This window comes from Streptomyces yatensis, assembly GCF_018069625.1.
GTDB lineage: Bacteria > Actinomycetota > Actinomycetes > Streptomycetales > Streptomycetaceae > Streptomyces > Streptomyces yatensis.
The window spans coordinates 7218263-7234567 of sequence record NZ_CP072941.1 but is presented as its reverse complement, the minus strand read 5'-3'; the positions used below and the strand labels follow the sequence as shown (position 1 = coordinate 7234567).

Annotated in this window: 15 protein-coding genes; 9 read left to right on the top strand and 6 right to left on the bottom strand. The window is 72.1% G+C overall.

Going from position 1 to position 16305, the window contains the following annotated elements; translation table 11 throughout:
• Positions 1–232 precede the first annotated feature (232 nt).
• The 7 genes from J8403_RS30050 to thrS all read left to right on the top strand — a co-directional run bounded on the left by J8403_RS30050 (position 233) and on the right by thrS (position 7941).
• A complete protein-coding gene (locus tag J8403_RS30050) occupies positions 233–1648 on the top strand; it encodes an acyltransferase (protein WP_211125910.1) in 1416 nt (471 codons plus the stop codon).
• Positions 1649–1799: 151 nt separating this feature from the next.
• Complete coding sequence (locus J8403_RS30045) at positions 1800–2534, top strand: response regulator transcription factor (RefSeq protein WP_211125909.1); 735 nt, start codon at positions 1800–1802, stop codon at positions 2532–2534.
• A gap of 22 nt (positions 2535–2556) precedes the next feature.
• A complete protein-coding gene (locus tag J8403_RS30040) occupies positions 2557–3300 on the top strand; it encodes a sensor histidine kinase (protein WP_246586056.1) in 744 nt (247 codons plus the stop codon).
• 125 nt (positions 3301–3425) lie between these two features.
• The gene (locus J8403_RS30035; RefSeq protein WP_211125908.1) at positions 3426–4670 is read left to right on the top strand and encodes a cytochrome P450; all 1245 of its coding nucleotides are present in this window, start codon (positions 3426–3428) and stop codon (positions 4668–4670) included.
• A gap of 22 nt (positions 4671–4692) precedes the next feature.
• Positions 4693–4890: a ferredoxin gene (locus J8403_RS30030; RefSeq protein ID WP_211125907.1), complete on the top strand. Its 198-nt coding sequence runs from the start codon at positions 4693–4695 to the stop codon at positions 4888–4890.
• The gene (locus J8403_RS30025) at positions 4887–6113 is read left to right on the top strand and encodes an NAD(P)/FAD-dependent oxidoreductase (RefSeq protein ID WP_211125906.1); all 1227 of its coding nucleotides are present in this window, start codon (positions 4887–4889) and stop codon (positions 6111–6113) included. Before J8403_RS30030 ends, J8403_RS30025 begins: the two co-directional genes overlap by 4 nt.
• Positions 6114–6570: 457 nt before the next feature.
• Positions 6571–7941: a threonine--tRNA ligase gene (gene thrS, locus J8403_RS30020; RefSeq protein WP_211125905.1), complete on the top strand. Its 1371-nt coding sequence runs from the start codon at positions 6571–6573 to the stop codon at positions 7939–7941.
• A 262-nt stretch (positions 7942–8203) separates the two neighbouring features.
• Here thrS and J8403_RS30015 read toward each other — a convergent pair whose 3' ends face one another.
• The 5 genes from J8403_RS30015 to J8403_RS29995 all read right to left on the bottom strand — a co-directional run bounded on the left by J8403_RS30015 (position 8204) and on the right by J8403_RS29995 (position 12052).
• Positions 8204–9349, bottom strand: a complete 1146-nt coding sequence (locus J8403_RS30015; RefSeq protein WP_211125904.1) for a serine hydrolase domain-containing protein — start codon at positions 9347–9349, stop codon at positions 8204–8206.
• 129 nt (positions 9350–9478) lie between these two features.
• On the bottom strand, positions 9479–10021 hold the full coding sequence (locus J8403_RS30010; protein WP_246586054.1) for a GNAT family N-acetyltransferase: 543 nt from the start codon (positions 10019–10021) through the stop codon (positions 9479–9481).
• 63 nt (positions 10022–10084) lie between these two features.
• On the bottom strand, positions 10085–10660 hold the full coding sequence (locus tag J8403_RS30005; RefSeq protein WP_211125903.1) for a helix-turn-helix domain-containing protein: 576 nt from the start codon (positions 10658–10660) through the stop codon (positions 10085–10087).
• Between the two features lie 118 nt (positions 10661–10778).
• Positions 10779–11345: a hypothetical protein gene (locus tag J8403_RS30000; protein ID WP_246586053.1), complete on the bottom strand. Its 567-nt coding sequence runs from the start codon at positions 11343–11345 to the stop codon at positions 10779–10781.
• Entirely contained in the window at positions 11342–12052 is a 711-nt protein-coding gene (locus J8403_RS29995; protein ID WP_211125901.1) for a hypothetical protein, read from the bottom strand. Before J8403_RS29995 ends, J8403_RS30000 begins: the two co-directional genes overlap by 4 nt.
• Positions 12053–12178: 126 nt before the next feature.
• On the opposite strand from J8403_RS29995, the gene J8403_RS29990 reads away from it, so the two are divergent.
• Positions 12179–12754 (top strand): GNAT family N-acetyltransferase, encoded by a 576-nt coding sequence (locus J8403_RS29990; protein ID WP_211125900.1) that lies wholly within the window; start codon positions 12179–12181, stop codon positions 12752–12754.
• Between the two features lie 224 nt (positions 12755–12978).
• On the opposite strand, the gene J8403_RS29985 is transcribed toward J8403_RS29990, so the two are convergent.
• Positions 12979–15072, bottom strand: coding sequence for an MDR family MFS transporter (locus J8403_RS29985; protein ID WP_211125899.1), 2094 nt, complete (start codon positions 15070–15072; stop codon positions 12979–12981).
• A gap of 162 nt (positions 15073–15234) precedes the next feature.
• Between J8403_RS29985 and J8403_RS29980 the strand changes: the two genes are divergently transcribed.
• Positions 15235–16269 carry a peptidoglycan-binding domain-containing protein gene (locus J8403_RS29980; RefSeq protein ID WP_211125898.1) on the top strand — a complete coding sequence of 345 codons (1035 nt, stop codon included), beginning with the start codon at positions 15235–15237 and terminating at the stop codon, positions 16267–16269.
• Positions 16270–16305: the final 36 nt, after the last annotated feature.

Below are 16305 nucleotides of genomic sequence, written 5' to 3'. Positions count from 1 at the left end.
TGTTAACGGAGGGATGCGAGTGGGTGACGTAGCAGCGCCGCGGCGCCGTGGCCCCCAGCCGGCCGCGAGGCTCCCCGGGGTCGGCGGGCACCCCGCGAGCCGACCCCGCCCGCCATTTTTCAAAATTGCCTGAAACAAGTTCTAGTCAATGAGGCAGCGTTCGCCCCGGGGGTAGGGTCAATCCACCGACCCAGAAACACCTTCGGACAGAACGAAAGAACGTGCGCACATGATGGCATCCCCCACTGCCACCGAGAGCGACACCAAGCGATCGACCACCGTACGCGCCGGAGAGGCGAGCGGTGACCGCATACGTTTGAGCGTCTACGACATGCTCATCGGGCTGGTCTACACCCCACGTACCTTTTTCTACCGCGAGACGCTCGACGGCGATGCGCTGCGCGCCTCCCTCAGCAGAACACTGCTCAGCTTCCCGATGGTTTCAGGCCGCATGAAGAAGGATCCCGACGGCCGTCTCAGCGTGCTCTGCGACGACTCCGGTGTGCGCTTCATCGAGACACACGCGGCCGAGCCCATGCCGGATCACGGGCCTCATCACACGGCGAAAAAGGGCATCAATCGCTATCTGAGTCAGGTCAACCCACTCCAGGTGGTCGACGGCGACATACCGCTTTTCACGGTGAAGCTCACCCATATGAAAGGCGGCGGCTCGGTTCTGGGTGTCAACATGAACCACGCCGTGGCCGACGGATCCGCCTATATGCGGTTCATGGAGAGCTGGTCGAAGGAGCACCGAGGGCTCGGGTACCCCGCGCCCGGCCACGACCGCGGCATCATCGACGCCCTCGCGGCGCCGGTCGCGGGTGACGCCCCGCCGGACAACGACCACTTCACGGTCACCAAGCGCGGCCGGAAGTCCGCCTATGTGGCCCGTATCCTGCTGAGCAGCATCGCCAAGGTGACGACGATGGTGACCACCCGCTTCACCGCCGCCGAACTGGCCACCATGAAGGACGCCGCGATGGCCGACCTCGCGGGCACGGAGCGATGGGTGTCGACCAATGACGCGCTGACCGCCCATCTGTGGAAAGTCCTCGGCGCATTGCGGGACCGCCCCGATGCGAGCGAGGAAAAGCTGGGCCTCCTCGCCGACTTCCGCGCTTTCGGCGGCGGGGCCGTACCGGACGGCTACTGGGGCAACACCGTCACCAACACCCGACCCGGGATGCCCGCGGCCGAACTGCGCTCCCGCCCGCTCGGCGAGATCGCCTTGGCGGTCCGCGCGGGCTATGCCGAGAACACGGAGGAGAAAATTCGCCAGGAAACGGCGTTCCTCTGTGCCGAATACGAGGCGGGACGCCTCAAGCGCATCCTGCCCACCATGACGCTCGACAAGTTCGAGAACACCATCGTGATCAACAACTGGTCCAAGCTCCCCTTCTACGACCTCGACTTCGGAGCGGGCACGCCCTTCTGGTACGACGTCCCGGCGCTTCCCACTCCCTGGACCGTACTCATAGCGCCGACTCCGCCGGATGAGCCCGGTGGCCGCGATGTGCATATGGCCGTGCCCCGTGCATTGGTCCAGACCCTTCGGGAACAGTCCTGGACCGACCGGTTCCACTGTTACGCGGAATCCGGCGAGGCCTCCGCGCTGACTTTCGGATCGCCCAAAGCCGGAGGTTGAGGAAACCGGAAGGCGAAGGAACCGGAGGTTGAGGAAACCGGAAGACAGGGTGCCGTGAGGAGGGCTCCCCCCCACGGACCCCTGTCCGGATCCCATCGGTCGCGGTCAGGGCCCCGTGCCCCGGAACGGTCGGTTCACGTAGTGTCATGGCGTGTACGGGAGTGTCAGCGAAAAACCAGCGCCCGCCCGTGGCAGCGGGCAGCACATCCTGGTCGTCGACGATGAGTCGAGAATCGCCGAGCTGCTCTCGACCACCCTCGAGCTGGCCGGATACCGGGTCGGCACCGCCGCCACCGGCGGAGAGGCGCTCGACCGGGTCGGGCGGGAGCGGCCCGACCTGGTGATCCTCGATGTGATGCTGCCCGATCTGGACGGCTTCACGGTGTGCCGCCGCCTGGTCGCGGCCGACGAGAACCATCCGCCCGTCCTCTTCCTCACCGCCCGCGACTCGCTGGACTCGCTGGTCACCGGCCTCGGCATCGGCGGGAACGACTATGTGACCAAGCCGTTCCGGATCGCCGAGGTGCTGGCCCGGGTACAGGCCCTGCTGCGCACCCGCAACCGGCGGCGGGAGGAGCCCTCGCCACGCTACGCGGATCTGCTGCTGGACGACACGACCCGTCAGGCGCGGCGCGGCCGACGGGCGCTGGAGCTGACCCCGGCCGAATTCCGGCTGCTGCGCTATCTGCTGGTCAACGCCGGTCAGGTGCTGTCCAAGGAGCAGATAGGCGAGCATCTGTGGGTGGCGGACCACCGGCGGTACGGGGACAACGCCATCGAGAAGCTGATCTCACGGCTGCGCCATAAGGTCGACGGGACCGGGCCCGCCCTGATCCACACCCGTCGGGGCTTCGGCTACTGGCTCGGCCGGCTCGCCTCCCCATGAGCAGGAACGAGCGCCCGTAGGGATGAGCATGGACAAGCACCGCGGGGACGACCGGCACCATGGCGAGGACGCGTACGAGCGCCAGCAGCGGCTGGAGGTCCTGCTGCACGAGCTGCGCACCTCCCTGACCACCATCCGCGGCTGGGCCGAACTCCCGCTGCAGGGGCTCAGCGACGACCCCGAGCTGATGGTGCGCGCCCTGCGCCGGATCCAGGACGAGGCCGACCATATGCACCAGGCGGTCCAGCAGGTGTTTCCGCGCGCGGACACCTCCTGGGTACGGCCGCTGGACGCGGAGCCGGTGGATCTGCGGGACGTGGCCGACGAGGCGGTGGCGGATCTGGGGCTGCTCGACCCCGAACGCCCCATCGCCCGCGAGAACTCCGGCCGGCCGACCCTCGTCGCCGACAACCGCATGCTGCGGCACGCCATCCGCAATCTGCTGGGCAACGCGCTGCGGCACACCCCCGCCGGATCCCCGGTGACCGTGGCGGTGCGCGGCCCGGTGGCCGGGTCCGGTGGGCGGCCGCGGGTCGAGCTGTCGGTCAGCGACCAGGGGCCGGGCATGAGCCCGCACGACATCGCCCGGCTCACCTCCCCCCGCTCCGAGGACGGGCGGATCGAGCTGGGCGGCGGCCTCGGCCTGTCCATCGTGCGGCGGGTGGTCGAGCGGCACGGCGGCGAGGTGAGCGTGCACAGCGCACCGGGCCGCGGCACCACGGTCACTGTGGCCTTCCCCATAGTCAGCGTTTCGTCAGGTAACTGACCGGAGGACGTCAGGTCGAGCGGGTTGGCTGGTCATCGTCCCCGTTAACGCGAAAGGTTCACGTCCCCCCCTGACGCGAAGGTTCACGCTCCGCTCCCATCGGAATCCCCCACCCGAGGAGAGACATGACCGAGACGCTGGCAGAGACCACGGCCGAGGCGGAAGAGCCGCTTCCGGAGTTCCCGATGCCGCGGGCGAACGGCTGCCCCTTCGCCCCGCCCCCGACCGCACGGGCGCTGCACACCGAACGGCCGATCGCGCGGGTGCGGCTGTGGGACGGCAGCGCCCCCTGGCTGGTGACCCGGTACGCCGACCAGCGCGCCCTGCTCGCCGACCCCCGGGTCAGTTCCGAGGCCACCCGGCCCGGCTTTCCCCATGCGAGCGCCGGCTTCCGCGAGAACGCCGGGCGGCGGCGCTCCTTCATCACCATGGACGACCCCGAGCACGCCCGGATCCGCCGGATGGTCACCGCACCGTTCGCCATCAAGCGGGTCGAGGCGATGCGGCCCGAGATCCAGAAGATCACCGACGATCTGATCGACTCCATGCTGGCCGGGCCGGCCCCGGTCGACCTGGTGCGCGCGTTCGCGCTGCCGCTGCCGTCGCTGGTGATCTGCAAGCTGCTCGGAGTGCCGTACGAGGACCACGACTTCTTCCAGCGCAACAGCTCGCTCCTGATCAACCGCCATTCCTCGGTCGAGGAGGTGGTCGGCGCCAACGAGGCGCTGACCGACTATCTGGACGACCTGGTCAGCGCCAAACTCGCCCACCCCGCCGACGACATGCTCTCCGAGCTGGCCGCCCGGGTCAGGGCCGGAGAGCTGACCCAGCGCGAGGCCGCCAACATGGGCGTGCTGCTGCTGATCGCCGGTCATGAGACCACCGCCAACATGATCGCCCTCGGCACCGTCGCCCTGCTGGAGAACCCCGACCAGCTCGCCGTCCTGCGGGAGACCGACGACCCGAAGGCGGTCGCCAGGGCCGTCGAGGAACTGCTGCGCTATCTGACCATCGTGCACAACGGCCGGCGCCGGGTCGCGCGGGAGGACATCGAGATCGGCGGCGAGACCATCCGCGCCGGGGACGGGATCATCGTCTACACCGGCACCGGCAACTGGGACGCGGAGGTCTTCCCCGAGCCCGAGCGGCTGGACATCGGCCGCGACGCCCGCCGCCACATGGCCTTCGGCTTCGGCGTCCACCAGTGCCTGGGCCAGCCGCTGGCCCGGGTGGAGCTGCAGGTGGTCTACGGCACGCTCTACCGCCGCATCCCCACGCTGCGGCTGGCGACCGGGATCGACCAACTACCTTTCAAGGACGACGGCTTGGTCTACGGCGTCTACGAACTGCCCGTCACCTGGGCGTCTTGAGCAGCGGAGGCAAGGAGTCACCATGCGTGTGGAAGTCGATGTTCCCAAGTGTGTGGCGTCGGGTCAGTGCGTGATGATCGCGCCCGACGTGTTCGACCAGCGGGAGGAGGACGGCATCGTGATCCTGCTGGACGAGCGGCCCGCGCCCGAACTCCACGCCGATGTGCGGGAGTCCGCGGTGGTCTGCCCGGCGGCGGCGATACGGGTGGTCGAGAAGTGAAGCACGTGGTGGTGGTCGGTGGATCCGCCGCCGGTCTGGCGGCGGCGGAGACGCTGCGCCGGGAGGGGTACGAGGGCACGATCACGCTCATCGGCGATGAGCCGTACCACCCGTACGACCGGCCACCGCTGTCCAAGCAGATCCTCGGCGGGCAGTGGGAGCCCGACCGGGTGCCGCTGCGCGCGCCCGCCGATCTGGACGCGCTCGGCCTCGATCTGCGCCTCGGGGTCGCCGCGACCGGCCTCGACCTGGCGGGCCGTACGGTCGCGCTGGCCGACGGGGAGCGGGTGCCGTACGAGGGCCTGGTCATCGCCACCGGCGTCCGCCCGCGCCGGCTGCCCGGCGACGGGAACGGCGGTGGGGACGGCGACGGGAACGGCGGCGGCGAGGGGCGCGCGCATGTGCTGCGCACCCTGGACGACGCCCTGGCCCTGCGGGACCGGCTGGGCCCGGGGCGGCGGCTGGCGGTGGTCGGCGCCGGGTTCCTCGGCGCCGAGGCGGCCGCCGTCGCCCGGGGGCTCGGCACGGAGGTGACGCTGCTGGAACCGGCACCGGTGCCGCTGGCCCCGGCGGTCGGCGAACGGGTCGGCCGGGTGCTCGCCCAGGCCCACCACGACCACGGCGTCGATCTGCGCACCGGCGTCATGGTGGCCGAGGTGGCCGACGGCGGGGTGCGGCTGACGGACGGCACGCTGGTCGAGGCCGATGAGGTGCTGGTCGCGATCGGCTCGGTGCCCAACACCGGCTGGCTGGAGGGCAGTGGCCTCACCCTGGGCGACGGCCTGGAGTGCGACGAGTACAGCGCCGCCGCGCCGGATGTGTACGGCGCGGGGGACGTGGCCCGCTGGCACAACCCGCTGTTCGGCACGGCGATGCGGATCGAGCACCGGACCAACGCCACCGAACAGGGCATGGCCGTGGCCCGCAACCTCCTCCGCCCCGACGAGCGGCGGCCGTTCGCCCCGGTGCCGTACTTCTGGTCGGACCAGTACGACCTCCGGATCCAGGCCCATGGCCATCTGCGAGGCCATGAGGAGGTCGCGGTCGTGGAGGGCGCCCTGGAGGAGCGGAAGTTCCTGGCCGTCTACCGCTCCGGGGACCGGGTGGCCGGAGTACTGGCCGTCGGCATGCCCCCGAAGGCAATCCGCACGTGGCGACAGGCGGTCGCGACGCGGGCCGCGTGGCGGGACGCGGTGGGGGAACTGGTGCCGGAGGGGGCGTAACGACCCCCGGCTGCGGGCCGTTGGCCCCGGTGCGGCTGGGGCCCGTAGCCCCGGCGGCCGGGCCGCGGGCCGTAGCCCCGGCGGCCCAGTGCGGGCCGTGGCCCCGGCCACCAGATGCAGGCCGCGCCCTGGCAGGGCGCCTCGCCCCGGCGGCCCCGGTGCGGCCGTGGCCCGGCAGAACCCGTGCCCGAGCTGGTGCCGGAAGGGGTGTAACCGCCCGCAGCTGCGGGCCGTGGCCATGGCGGCGCGGCCGCAGGCCGTTGCCCCGGCGGCCCAGTGCGGGCGGCGACACGGCGCCCCGGCCGCAGGCCGTAGCTCGGCGGCCCCGTCGGAGCCGTGGTGCGGCGGGGTCCGTGCCGGGAAATTGACGGGCGGGGTGCGTTGGGCCTTGCTACGGTCGTCGGCATGAAGCGCGCTGCCATCGCTGCCCTCGTCGCCATGACGACGACGCCGGAGAGTGTCCCGGCGCGCTGATCGATGTTCTGATCCGAAGCCCCGGGGCGAGTGCCCCGGGGCTTCGCCGTGCGGTCACTCGCCCGATTCCACCGGCGTTCGCCACGCCAACGAGGAGACCGCGATGTCCGACCACCGCAAGCTGGGCCGTGAGCTGGGCCTGTTCGACACCGATCCGCTGATCGGCGCGGGGCTGCCGTACTGGTTGCCCGATGGCGCGACCGTTCGGCACACCCTGGAGGAGTACATCCGCGACGCCGAGCGGCGGGCGGGCTACCGGCATGTGTACTCGCCGGTGCTCGGCAAACGGGAGCTGTACGAGCTGTCGGGGCACTGGTCGCACTACAGCGACGACATGTTTCCCCCGATGGAGCTGGGCGCGGAGCCGGGTGCGGAGCAGGTCGTCCTGCGTCCGAGCCTCTGTCCCCACCACGCGGTCATCTACCGCTCCCGCGGCCACAGTTACCGCGAACTGCCTCTGCGCATTGCCGAGTTGGGCGGAATGTACCGCTCGGAGCTGTCGGGGGTGCTCGGCGGGCTGACCCGGGTCCGGGCCATCCAGCTCAACGACGCCCATATCTTCTGCACCCTGGACCAGGTCGCCGACGAGGCGGCGGCCGCGCTGGAGATGATCCGCCGGGCGTACGAGGCGCTCGGCATCACCCCGGCCCGCTATCGGCTCTCCCTCCCGGGCCCCGGCGGCAAGTACGTCGCCGCCCCCGAGATGTGGCGCCGCTCGACCGCCCTGCTGACCGACGTCCTGGACCGCTCCGGTCTGCCGTACGAGGCGGAGGAGGGCGAGGCCGCGTTCTACGGCCCCAAGATCGATGTGCAGGTCACCGACGGGGCCGGGCGGGAGTCCACCCTGTCCACCGTCCAGGTCGACTTCCACCAGCCCGAGCAGTTGCATCTGCACTACATCGGGCCGGACGGCGCCCGGCACCGTCCGGTCATGGTCCACCGCAGCATCATCGGCAGTGTGGAACGGGCCGTGGCCCATCTCATCGAGGAGCACGGCGGGGCCTTCCCCGCCTGGCTCGCCCCCACTCAGCTGGTGGTGCTGCCGGTCTCCGAGGCCGAACTGCCGCACGCCGAGGCGCTCGTCCGGCGGTGCGTGGACCTCGGGCTGCGCGCGGAACTCGCCGGACCGGAGCGCGGCAGCCTGGGCGCCCGGATCCGGGAGGCCCGCCTGGTGCCCTACCAGGCCGTGGTGGGCGCGAGAGAGGCCGACGACGGCCGAGTGGCCCTGCGGCTGCGGGACGGCCGCCGGCTGGACCCGCTACCGGTCGGGGAGGCGCTGGCCCGGATCGACGCACTGGTGGGGGCGCACCGCACCGAGCTGTGGGCCCCCCGCCCCAGCCCCTCCGGCGATTGAGGAGCGGGGTCCGGGGCAGAGCCCCGCCGGGGCCAGGGGCAGAGCCCCGCCGGGGCCAGGGGCAGAGCCCCGCCGGGGTCCGGGGCAGAGCCCCGCCGGGGCCAGGGGCAGAGCCCCGCCGGGGCCAGGGGCAGAGCCCCGCCGGGGCCAGGGGCAGAGCCCCGCCGGGGCCAGGGGCAGAGCCCCGCCGGGGCCAGGGGCAGAGCCCCGCCGGGGCCAGGGGCAGAGCCCCTGTTTCGGGAAGGGGCGGGGTGGGGGACGATCAGCCGCCCAAAGACTTCCGCAGGGCGGCGACAAGACGAGAGGCCCGGGCGTCACCGTGGCCGATCATGCGGTTGGCCACATAGGCGAAGCCCACCCCGAACTCATCGTCGCCGAGGGCGAATTGGCCGCCCGCCCCGTCGTTGCCGAAGCTGCGCTCCCCCAGCATCGGCCGGAAGGACGGCGAGTCGAGCAGAAAGCCCGAGCCCCAGCGCGCTCCCATGTCAAAGCCCAGCCATCCCTTGCCGGACGAGACCTCGCGGACCGCGTCCGTCACGGTCTCGGGGCTGAGCAGCCGCCGATGGCCCTCGATACCGGTCACCGCCGCCGCGTACAGCCCGGCGAGCCCGGTCGCCGACGCCGTGGCGCCGGCGCCGGGCAGCTCCATGCCGAGCAGCGCCGGGTCGTTCCAGCCGTGCGGCTCCTCCAGGCCGGGGAAGGCCAGCGCGCCGTTCATGGTCACGATGCGGGTCAGCAGATGCTCGGGCCCCGGCATCCCGGGCCGCCCCTCGGCCTCGACGAGCCGGGCCCGCCCGTCCCTCTCCGCCGTGGGCAGCCCGATCCAGGCCCGCAGCCCCAGCGGATCCGCCACGGCCCGGCGGAAGTACGCGCCGGGGGTGTGGCCGGTGATCCGCCGGATGACCTCACCGATGAGGAAGCCGAAGACATGGCCGTGGTACTCGTACGACACACCCGGCTCCCACAGCGGCGTCTGCCCCTCGATGGCGCGGATCACCGGCTCCCAGTCGGCGATCTCCTCGAACGTCAGCACCCGGTCGAGCACGGGGACCCCCGCCCGGTGCCCGAGGACCATCCGGCAGGTGATGGCCTCCTTGCCGTACCGGTCGAACTCCGGCCAGTACCGGCTCACCGGGGCATCGAGGTCCAGCCGCCCCTCCTGGGCGAGGAGGTGGGCGCAGACGCTCACGATGCCCTTGGCGCACGAGAACACCGGCACGGCGGTGTCCCGCTCCCACGCCCGCCCGCTCCCCTGGTCCGCGACCCCGCCCCACAGCTCCACGACCTTGCGGCCACCGGCGAAGACGGTGACGGCCGCCCCGAGTTCGGGAAACTCCTCGAAGTTCCGCGCGAACACCTCGGCGACGCCGCCGAACCCCTCATCGGCCCACCCGCTGTACCGCTCCATCGCGTCCCGCCCCTTCACGGCCCCCGGCCGGCCCCGTCCGAACCCGCCTGAAACTGCCTGAATCTTCCTGAACCCGGCTGATCACAACCGCGCCACGGTAGGCCGTGACCCGTCCCCCGTACGACCGATTTACGACCCGGTCGGCGGCGTGAGGTGCTTGTAGAAGAAGCTGCAGTCCTCCAGGGAGCCGTCCGGGTCGGCGGCGTAGGCCGGGACGATGCCGTAGCGGGTCCAGCCCTCGGCGCCGTAGACCCGCTCGGCGGGGCTGCCGGTGCGGGTGTCCAGCAGCAGGAGGGTGACCCCGGCGGCGGTGGCGGCGGCTTCGGCGGTGGCCAGGAGGGCGCGGGCGATGCCCCGGCCCCGGGCCTCGCGATGGACGATCAGTTTGAGGAGCTCGGCCCGGTGACGGCCGTTGGGCTTCCGGGAGAAGGCCAGGCTGACGGTCCCGGTGATGCCGTGGGTGTCGTGGCAGACCCAGACGGCCAGGGTGCCGTCGGCCACCGCCGGGGCCTGCGTCTGCCACCAGCTCGCGGCGGTCTCATGGTCGAAGGGGGCCAGGAAACCCATGGAGGCACCGTCGTCGACGGCGTCGACCAGGAGCTCGGCCAGAGCCTTGACTGTGTCGGGGAAGTCGGCGGCAGTCAGGCGGTCGATGCGGGGTGCTGCGGGCACGGGGCGCTTCTCTTTCTGCGGGGTGGCGGGGGGGGTTGGGGATCTCGCGGTGCCGCGGTGCCGCTACGGCAGGACGACCATCAGCGCGTAGCGCACCGGATCGGAGCCCACGCAGCGGAACCGCGAGCTTCCCCACAGCCGGAACCGCAGACAGTCCCCCGCCCCGAGCGCGTACGCCTGGCCGTTGGCCGTGATCTCCACCGCGCCCTCCAGCACCCAGATGTGCTGCTCGACGCCCGGGACCGGTGGTCCGTCGTACGCGATGTCCGCACCCGGGCGCAGCGTGCCCTCGACCACCTCACCGCGCAGCCCCGGATGCGGCGGGGACACCGAGCGGCGGGTGAACCCCGAGGTCTCGTCCCGCCACACCGGCTGCGCGGCGGCGCGCACCACCTGGGGCGGCTCCGCCTCCACCTCGGCCAGCAGCCGCGACATCGTGCGCTCGTAGGCCGTGCACAACGTGTTGAGCAGGGCGGCGGTCGGGCTGATCTCGCCGCGTTCGAGACGGGACAGCGTCGAACGGCTGATGCCCGTCCGGCGCGCCAACTCCTCCAGTGACCAGTCTCGTTCCCTGCGCAAGTCGCCGAGGCGGGTGGCCAGCCGGGCCTCCAGCGGTGCGACGATCTCCGGGTCTCCCATATTCGAGAAGATATCCCAGAAATGGGAGATGGCCACCACCCGGAGGGGATCCGGGCGGTGGCCGAGGGGTGGCCCTGATGGTTTGGCCGGTTGTGGTGGTGTCGTCGGTCCTGGACGGTCAGATGCTGATGAGGCGCTCCAGCACATTGCGGTAGCCCCGCATCGCCAGGCGCAGCTCTTCCGTCTCCGAGATGACCGCGTCATTCTCATGCCAGGCGGCACGGAGCGTGCCGCGGCGTTCGGCCAGGAGATCGGCGAGCCGGGTGGCCACCTCCGCGAGCAGGGCATCGGCCTCCTCGACGGCGCCGCGTGGGGAGTCGACGAAGCCGCTGACGGCGTACCGCAGCCGCTGGGCCAGCATGTCGTGCTCGCTGGTCGGCAGCACGGGGAAGCTGGGGCCGTTCGGGGTGTTCGGCTGCTCGGCGGACGTCCCGGAGGGTCCGGACGCCCCGGACGGCTGCCGCGTCGTCGGCTTCGTGCCGTTCGACGGCTGCGAACCGTTCGACGGCCGCGTTCCGTTCGTCGGCACCGGCGAGTGCCAGGACGTCATCGGATCCGCCGCTACTTCCCTGTCGTCCCTGTTGTCCCTGTTGCCCACTCCCTGGGACAGCGGCGCCACTTCATGCTTCTCCAGTCCATGGCGCCGCCGGCCGTCGTGCTCCGCCGGGTCGATCGGATCCGTCACCACGCGCCACCCTTCCTGGTGTGGCCGAACCGCGTATGGCCCGTTCCGGATCCGGTCCCGGTGCCGGTCCCGCTCCCGGGCAGCCACCGACGCAGTCCGCTTCCGCTCCGCCGCTCGCCGTAGGGCTGGCGTGCGGTCTCGGGGCCGGTCGTGGCGCCGTGGTGCGGGGGCCTGACCAGGTCCTCGAAGAACGGCCGGGCGTGCACGATGGACTCGCGCAGCTCCTCGGTGTCCGCGCGCCCCTCGCGGGCGAGGCCGGCCGTGTCATGGATCTGCCGGTAGCCCTGGACGTGTTCGGCGTGGTGCACGGACAGCGCCGCCACCTGCTCCTCGTAACGGTCCGACGGATAGCCGCGGTCGTGGGCGAGGCGGGCCAGCAGCCGATCGGCGCTGGTCACCGCGCGCTCCGGAGACTCGATGAACATCTCCTGCACGGCCGCCCACTCGGCGACGTACCGCTCGCGCAGCTCACCCGGCAGCGGCTGGGTCCTCAGATCGCCGTACATGCGCAGCCGTTCGTCCAGCTCCCGCTGCGCCGCCTTGGAGTCGCCCGCGTGCTGGGCGACGTTCAGTTCGTACTCGGGCCCGAAGCGGCGTCGCAGAGCGCGTTCCCTACGGCTGGCGCCCGCACGGACGACGCGGATGATGAGCGCGGCCGCGAGGACGACCGCGACGACAACCACGATGCTGATGACAGCAGTTGACATGGTCTGCTTCTGCCTTCCCGCTCGCTTCCCCCTCCGCGTTCGGGGGGCTCCTCTCTTCGGGTAGCCCGGTCTTCGGCCCTCAAACTGCGGTGCGTGAGGCCGGTGGTGAGTGCCAGGATGCCGACCATGACGAGTACGCCACGTAGCCAGGACGGTTCGCGCGCCCCGGCCTCCCCCGCGACGGAGCCGGCGAGGGGCTGGACGGTCGCCGCGCGGCCCGTCGACGATCCGGTCTCGGCCATGCTGCTGCGCGAGTACCTCGTCGATGTCGCGGACCGCTACTACCGGCTCCACGAGGAGCGGGACTCGACCCCGGAGGAGATCGAGCAGGCGCTCGCGGAGATGCCCAGCGACGATCTCGCCCCGCCGCGGGGGGTCTTCCTGCTGGCCCATCACGAGGGCGAACTCGCCGGCTGTGCGGGGGTGCGGCTGATGGACGGGCGCACGGCGGGGCCGGAGCGCGCGGCGGAGCTGAAGCGGGTGTACGTACGGCCCGCCAAGCGGGGGCTGGGCGGCGGCGCCGCGCTGCTCGCGGCCGTCGAGACGGCGGCGGGCGAACTGGGCGCCGAGCGGATCGCGCTCGACACCCGGCTCGACCTGGTCGAGGCCCGCGCGCTGTACGCCCGGCATGGGTACCGGGAGGTGCCGCCCTTCACGGAGGGGCCGTACGCCGAGGTCTGGATGGCCAAGGAGCTGGGCTGAGGCGGGATGCGTGTGGGGGTGCGGTGTTCGGTCAGGTACGGCTCTCGTCTCGCGCCTTCGGCGCTTTGAGCATGAGTGCGGGGGCGGCGGCCTAGGGTTCGTCGCCGGGTGGCGGGCCGGTGGGCCGGTGGGCGGTGGGCTGCCAAGGGGGGCCGGGTACCCCTTCACAAAATGCTTGATATGGCGCAACCATCGCATCAAAGGTCTCCCGAGGTGCCCCGCCCTTACGGCGTGCGCGGTGGCGGGGGGCGGCGGTGGTCGGGGCGGGGGGTGCCTTCTCTCGGCTGTTCCGCGTCGGAGCCGCACAGCTCGTGCGTCAGCTCGTCCACCAGCTCGCTCAGGTCGGTCGGGCGGCCGGGTGACCACCAGTCGCCCAGGAGTTCCGCGAGGGACGCCTCGCGGGCCCCGTAGAGCCTGATCGCGGCCTCGCGGCCGTCGTCCGTGAGGATCAGGTCCAGTCCGTAGCGGCGGCCCAGGCCCCGCTCCTCGATCTGCCGGGCCGCCTCGGTGATGACCCGCAGCGGTACGGGCGAGCGCTCGGCGAGCATCGCGGGTTCGACCGAGCCGTAGTGCTGGATGCGCAGCAGCATCCAGCTCGCGGCCGGTCCGAGGTCCAGGCCGGCGCGCCGGGTGATGTCGACGTAGACCTTCCGGCGGCCCTCCCGGCTGCCGAGCAGGGACAGGGCCCGGGCGCACTCCTCGTGCGAGGAGCGCTGGACGGGGTTGCTGGCCAGTATTTCGCTGCCGTCGGGCGCGGTGACGCTGCCGCGCAGCGGCTCCTCCCGGAGGTACCAGGCGAGGAGGAAGGCGAGCAGCACGACCGGCACCGCGTACAGGAAGACGTCGGTGATGGAGACGGAGAACGCGTGCCGCACCGCCGCCCGGTCCGCCGGGGGCAGCCGGCCGAGGCCGCGGGGGTCGGAGGTGAGGGACCCGGGGGTGATACCGGGTGGCAGGCGTCGTCCGGCGAGGGCGTCGGCGATATGGGGGCCGAGGTTGTTGGCGAAGATCGTGCCGAAGACGGAGACGCCGAACGAGGCGCCGATCGAGCGGAAGAAGGTCGCGCCGGAGGTGGCGACGCCCAGGTCCTGATAGCTGACGGAGTTCTGCACGATCAGCACCAGCACCTGGATGACCAGGCCGAGACCGCAGCCGAAGACGAAGAAGTACGCGCTCATCTCCGCCACCCCGCTGGACTCCCGCAGCTGGTGCAGGAGCAGCAGGCCGATGGCGGTGATCGCGGTGCCCAGGACCGGGAAGACCTTGTAGCGGCCGGTGCGGCTGACCAGGTGACCGGAGACGGTGGAGGACAGGAGCGTGCCGAGGACCAGCGGCAGCAGATGGAGGCCGGAGGTGGTCGGTGAGACGCCCTGCACGACCTGGAGGAAGGTCGGCAGATAGGTCATGCTGCCGAACATCGCGAAGCCGACGATGAAGCCTATGACCGCGCAGAGCGTGAAGGTACGGCTGCGGAAGAGGGTGAGCGGCAGCACCGGCTCGGCCGCGCGGAACTCCACCCGTACGAAGGCCGCCAGCAGCGCCATGCCGACCACCGCGAGCCCGACGATCTGCCAGGACCCCCAGCCGAAGGAGACCCCGCCGAGGGAGGTCATCAGCACCAGCGCGGCGGCGACCGCGGCGATCAGGAAGGTGCCGAGGTAGTCGATGGTGTGCGAGGTGCGGCGCACCGGGATCCGCAGCACGGAGGCGATGACGAGGAGGGCGACGATGCCGACGGGCAGGTTGATGTAGAAGACCCAGCGCCAGCTGAGATGGTCGACGAACACCCCGCCCAGCAGCGGCCCCAGCACACTGGCGGCGCTGAAGACGGCGCCGAAGAGGCCCTGGTAGCGGCCGCGGTCACGGGGCGGGACGATATCGCCGACGATCGCCATCGACAGGACCATGAGGCCGCCGCCGCCCAGCCCCTGCAGCGCGCGGAAGACGATGAGTTCCGCCATGTTCGCGGCGAGCCCGCACAGCGCGGAGCCGATCAGGAAGATGACGATCGCGGTCTGGAAGAGCCTCTTGCGGCCGTACTGGTCGCCGAGCTTGCCCCACAGCGGGGTGGCCGCGGTCGAGGCGAGCAGATACGCGGTGACGACCCAGGACAGATGCTCCAGGCCGCCGAGGTCGCTGACGATCGTGGGCAGCGCGGTGGAGACGATCGTCTGGTCGAGCGCGGCGAGCAGCATGCCGAGCAGCAGCGCGCCGATGGCCACCAGGACCGCGCGCCGCGGCCGGCCCTCTCCGGGGCCGGGGGCCACGGCGTCGGGGGCTCCCGGGGCCGGAGCCGGGCTGCCGCCGTCCCGCGCCATGGCGACTCCTCCTCGCTCCTCCGTTCCCTCTTCATCCTCACCCCATCCTCACCTTTATGCCCTGTTACGGCCCGCCGTGCCGGTCCGCACGGCGGGCGAACACCTGCGCGGAAGGGGATCGGATGCGCATAATCGCTGCGAACTCCAGGGAGGGAAAGTTCCGTGACGGCAGAGTCCTGCCCGCACTGCTTCGCACCGGCGCGCGCCAACGGCCGCCCGGGCTGTACGTGTGCCGAACGCGCCGCCGCGTCCACCGCGACCGCAGGCGAGACCGACGACCAGACCCATCCGCACCCCCTTGTGACGCGCTCGGAGGAGCGCCCGGGCGGGCCCGATCCGCGTGATCTGCGTCTCTTCGAGGAGGCGGAGAGGAAGAAGGCGGAGAAGGAGAAGGAGGAGGCGGAGAAGGGGGACACCGACGAGACGCGGGTGATCGACCGCGTCGAGGAGAGACCCGGCGGGGACGAGGCGGCGGCGGACGGCGACGTCTTCGCCGACGGAGGCGCACCGGGATTCGCCGACGGAGGCGCACCGGGAGAGGAGCCCGGCCCCGCCCGGCACCGCAAGAGCAAGCGCAAGGTCGTGGCGGCCGTGCTCGCGGGGGCGGCGGCCGTGGCCGTGGCCGGTTCGCTGGCGGTCGGCACCGGTCTGCTCGGCGGTGACCACAAGGAGGACGGCGGCGGCGGCGCGAGCGACCGCACGCTGGCCGACAGCACCGCCAGCGCCCCGGTCGAGGAGGAGCTGCCGGCCGCGGAGAACGGCCCGTCGTCCGGTGCCCCGTCGTCGAGTGCCACGCCCCGCCCGTCCGCGTCCGGCTCGGCGAGCGCGAGCGCGTCCCCGAGCGAGACGGGCCCCTCGGCCACCACCCGCCCCTCGGCGTCGGGCTCCCCGACCGGCTCGGCGACGAAGCCCGGGCCGACCGCCTCCGGCGGCCCGACCTCCGCCCCGTCCGATCCTCCCGGGCCCACCGGGCCGCCGGCGCTGCGCGAGGGCGACAGCGGGCCCGAGGTGGCCGAGCTGCAGAAGAGGCTGTCCCAGCTGCTGCTGTACATCGGCGCGGCGGACGGGGACTACGACGCCGGGGTGCGGCGGGTGGTCTCCAGCTACCAGGACCAGCACGACATCACGGGCGACCCGGATGGTGTCTACGGCGAGAACACCCGCCGCGACCTCGAATCCAGAACCAGAGAGCCATAGACCAGGACCAGAGAGCCATAGAGACGAGCCGTGGGG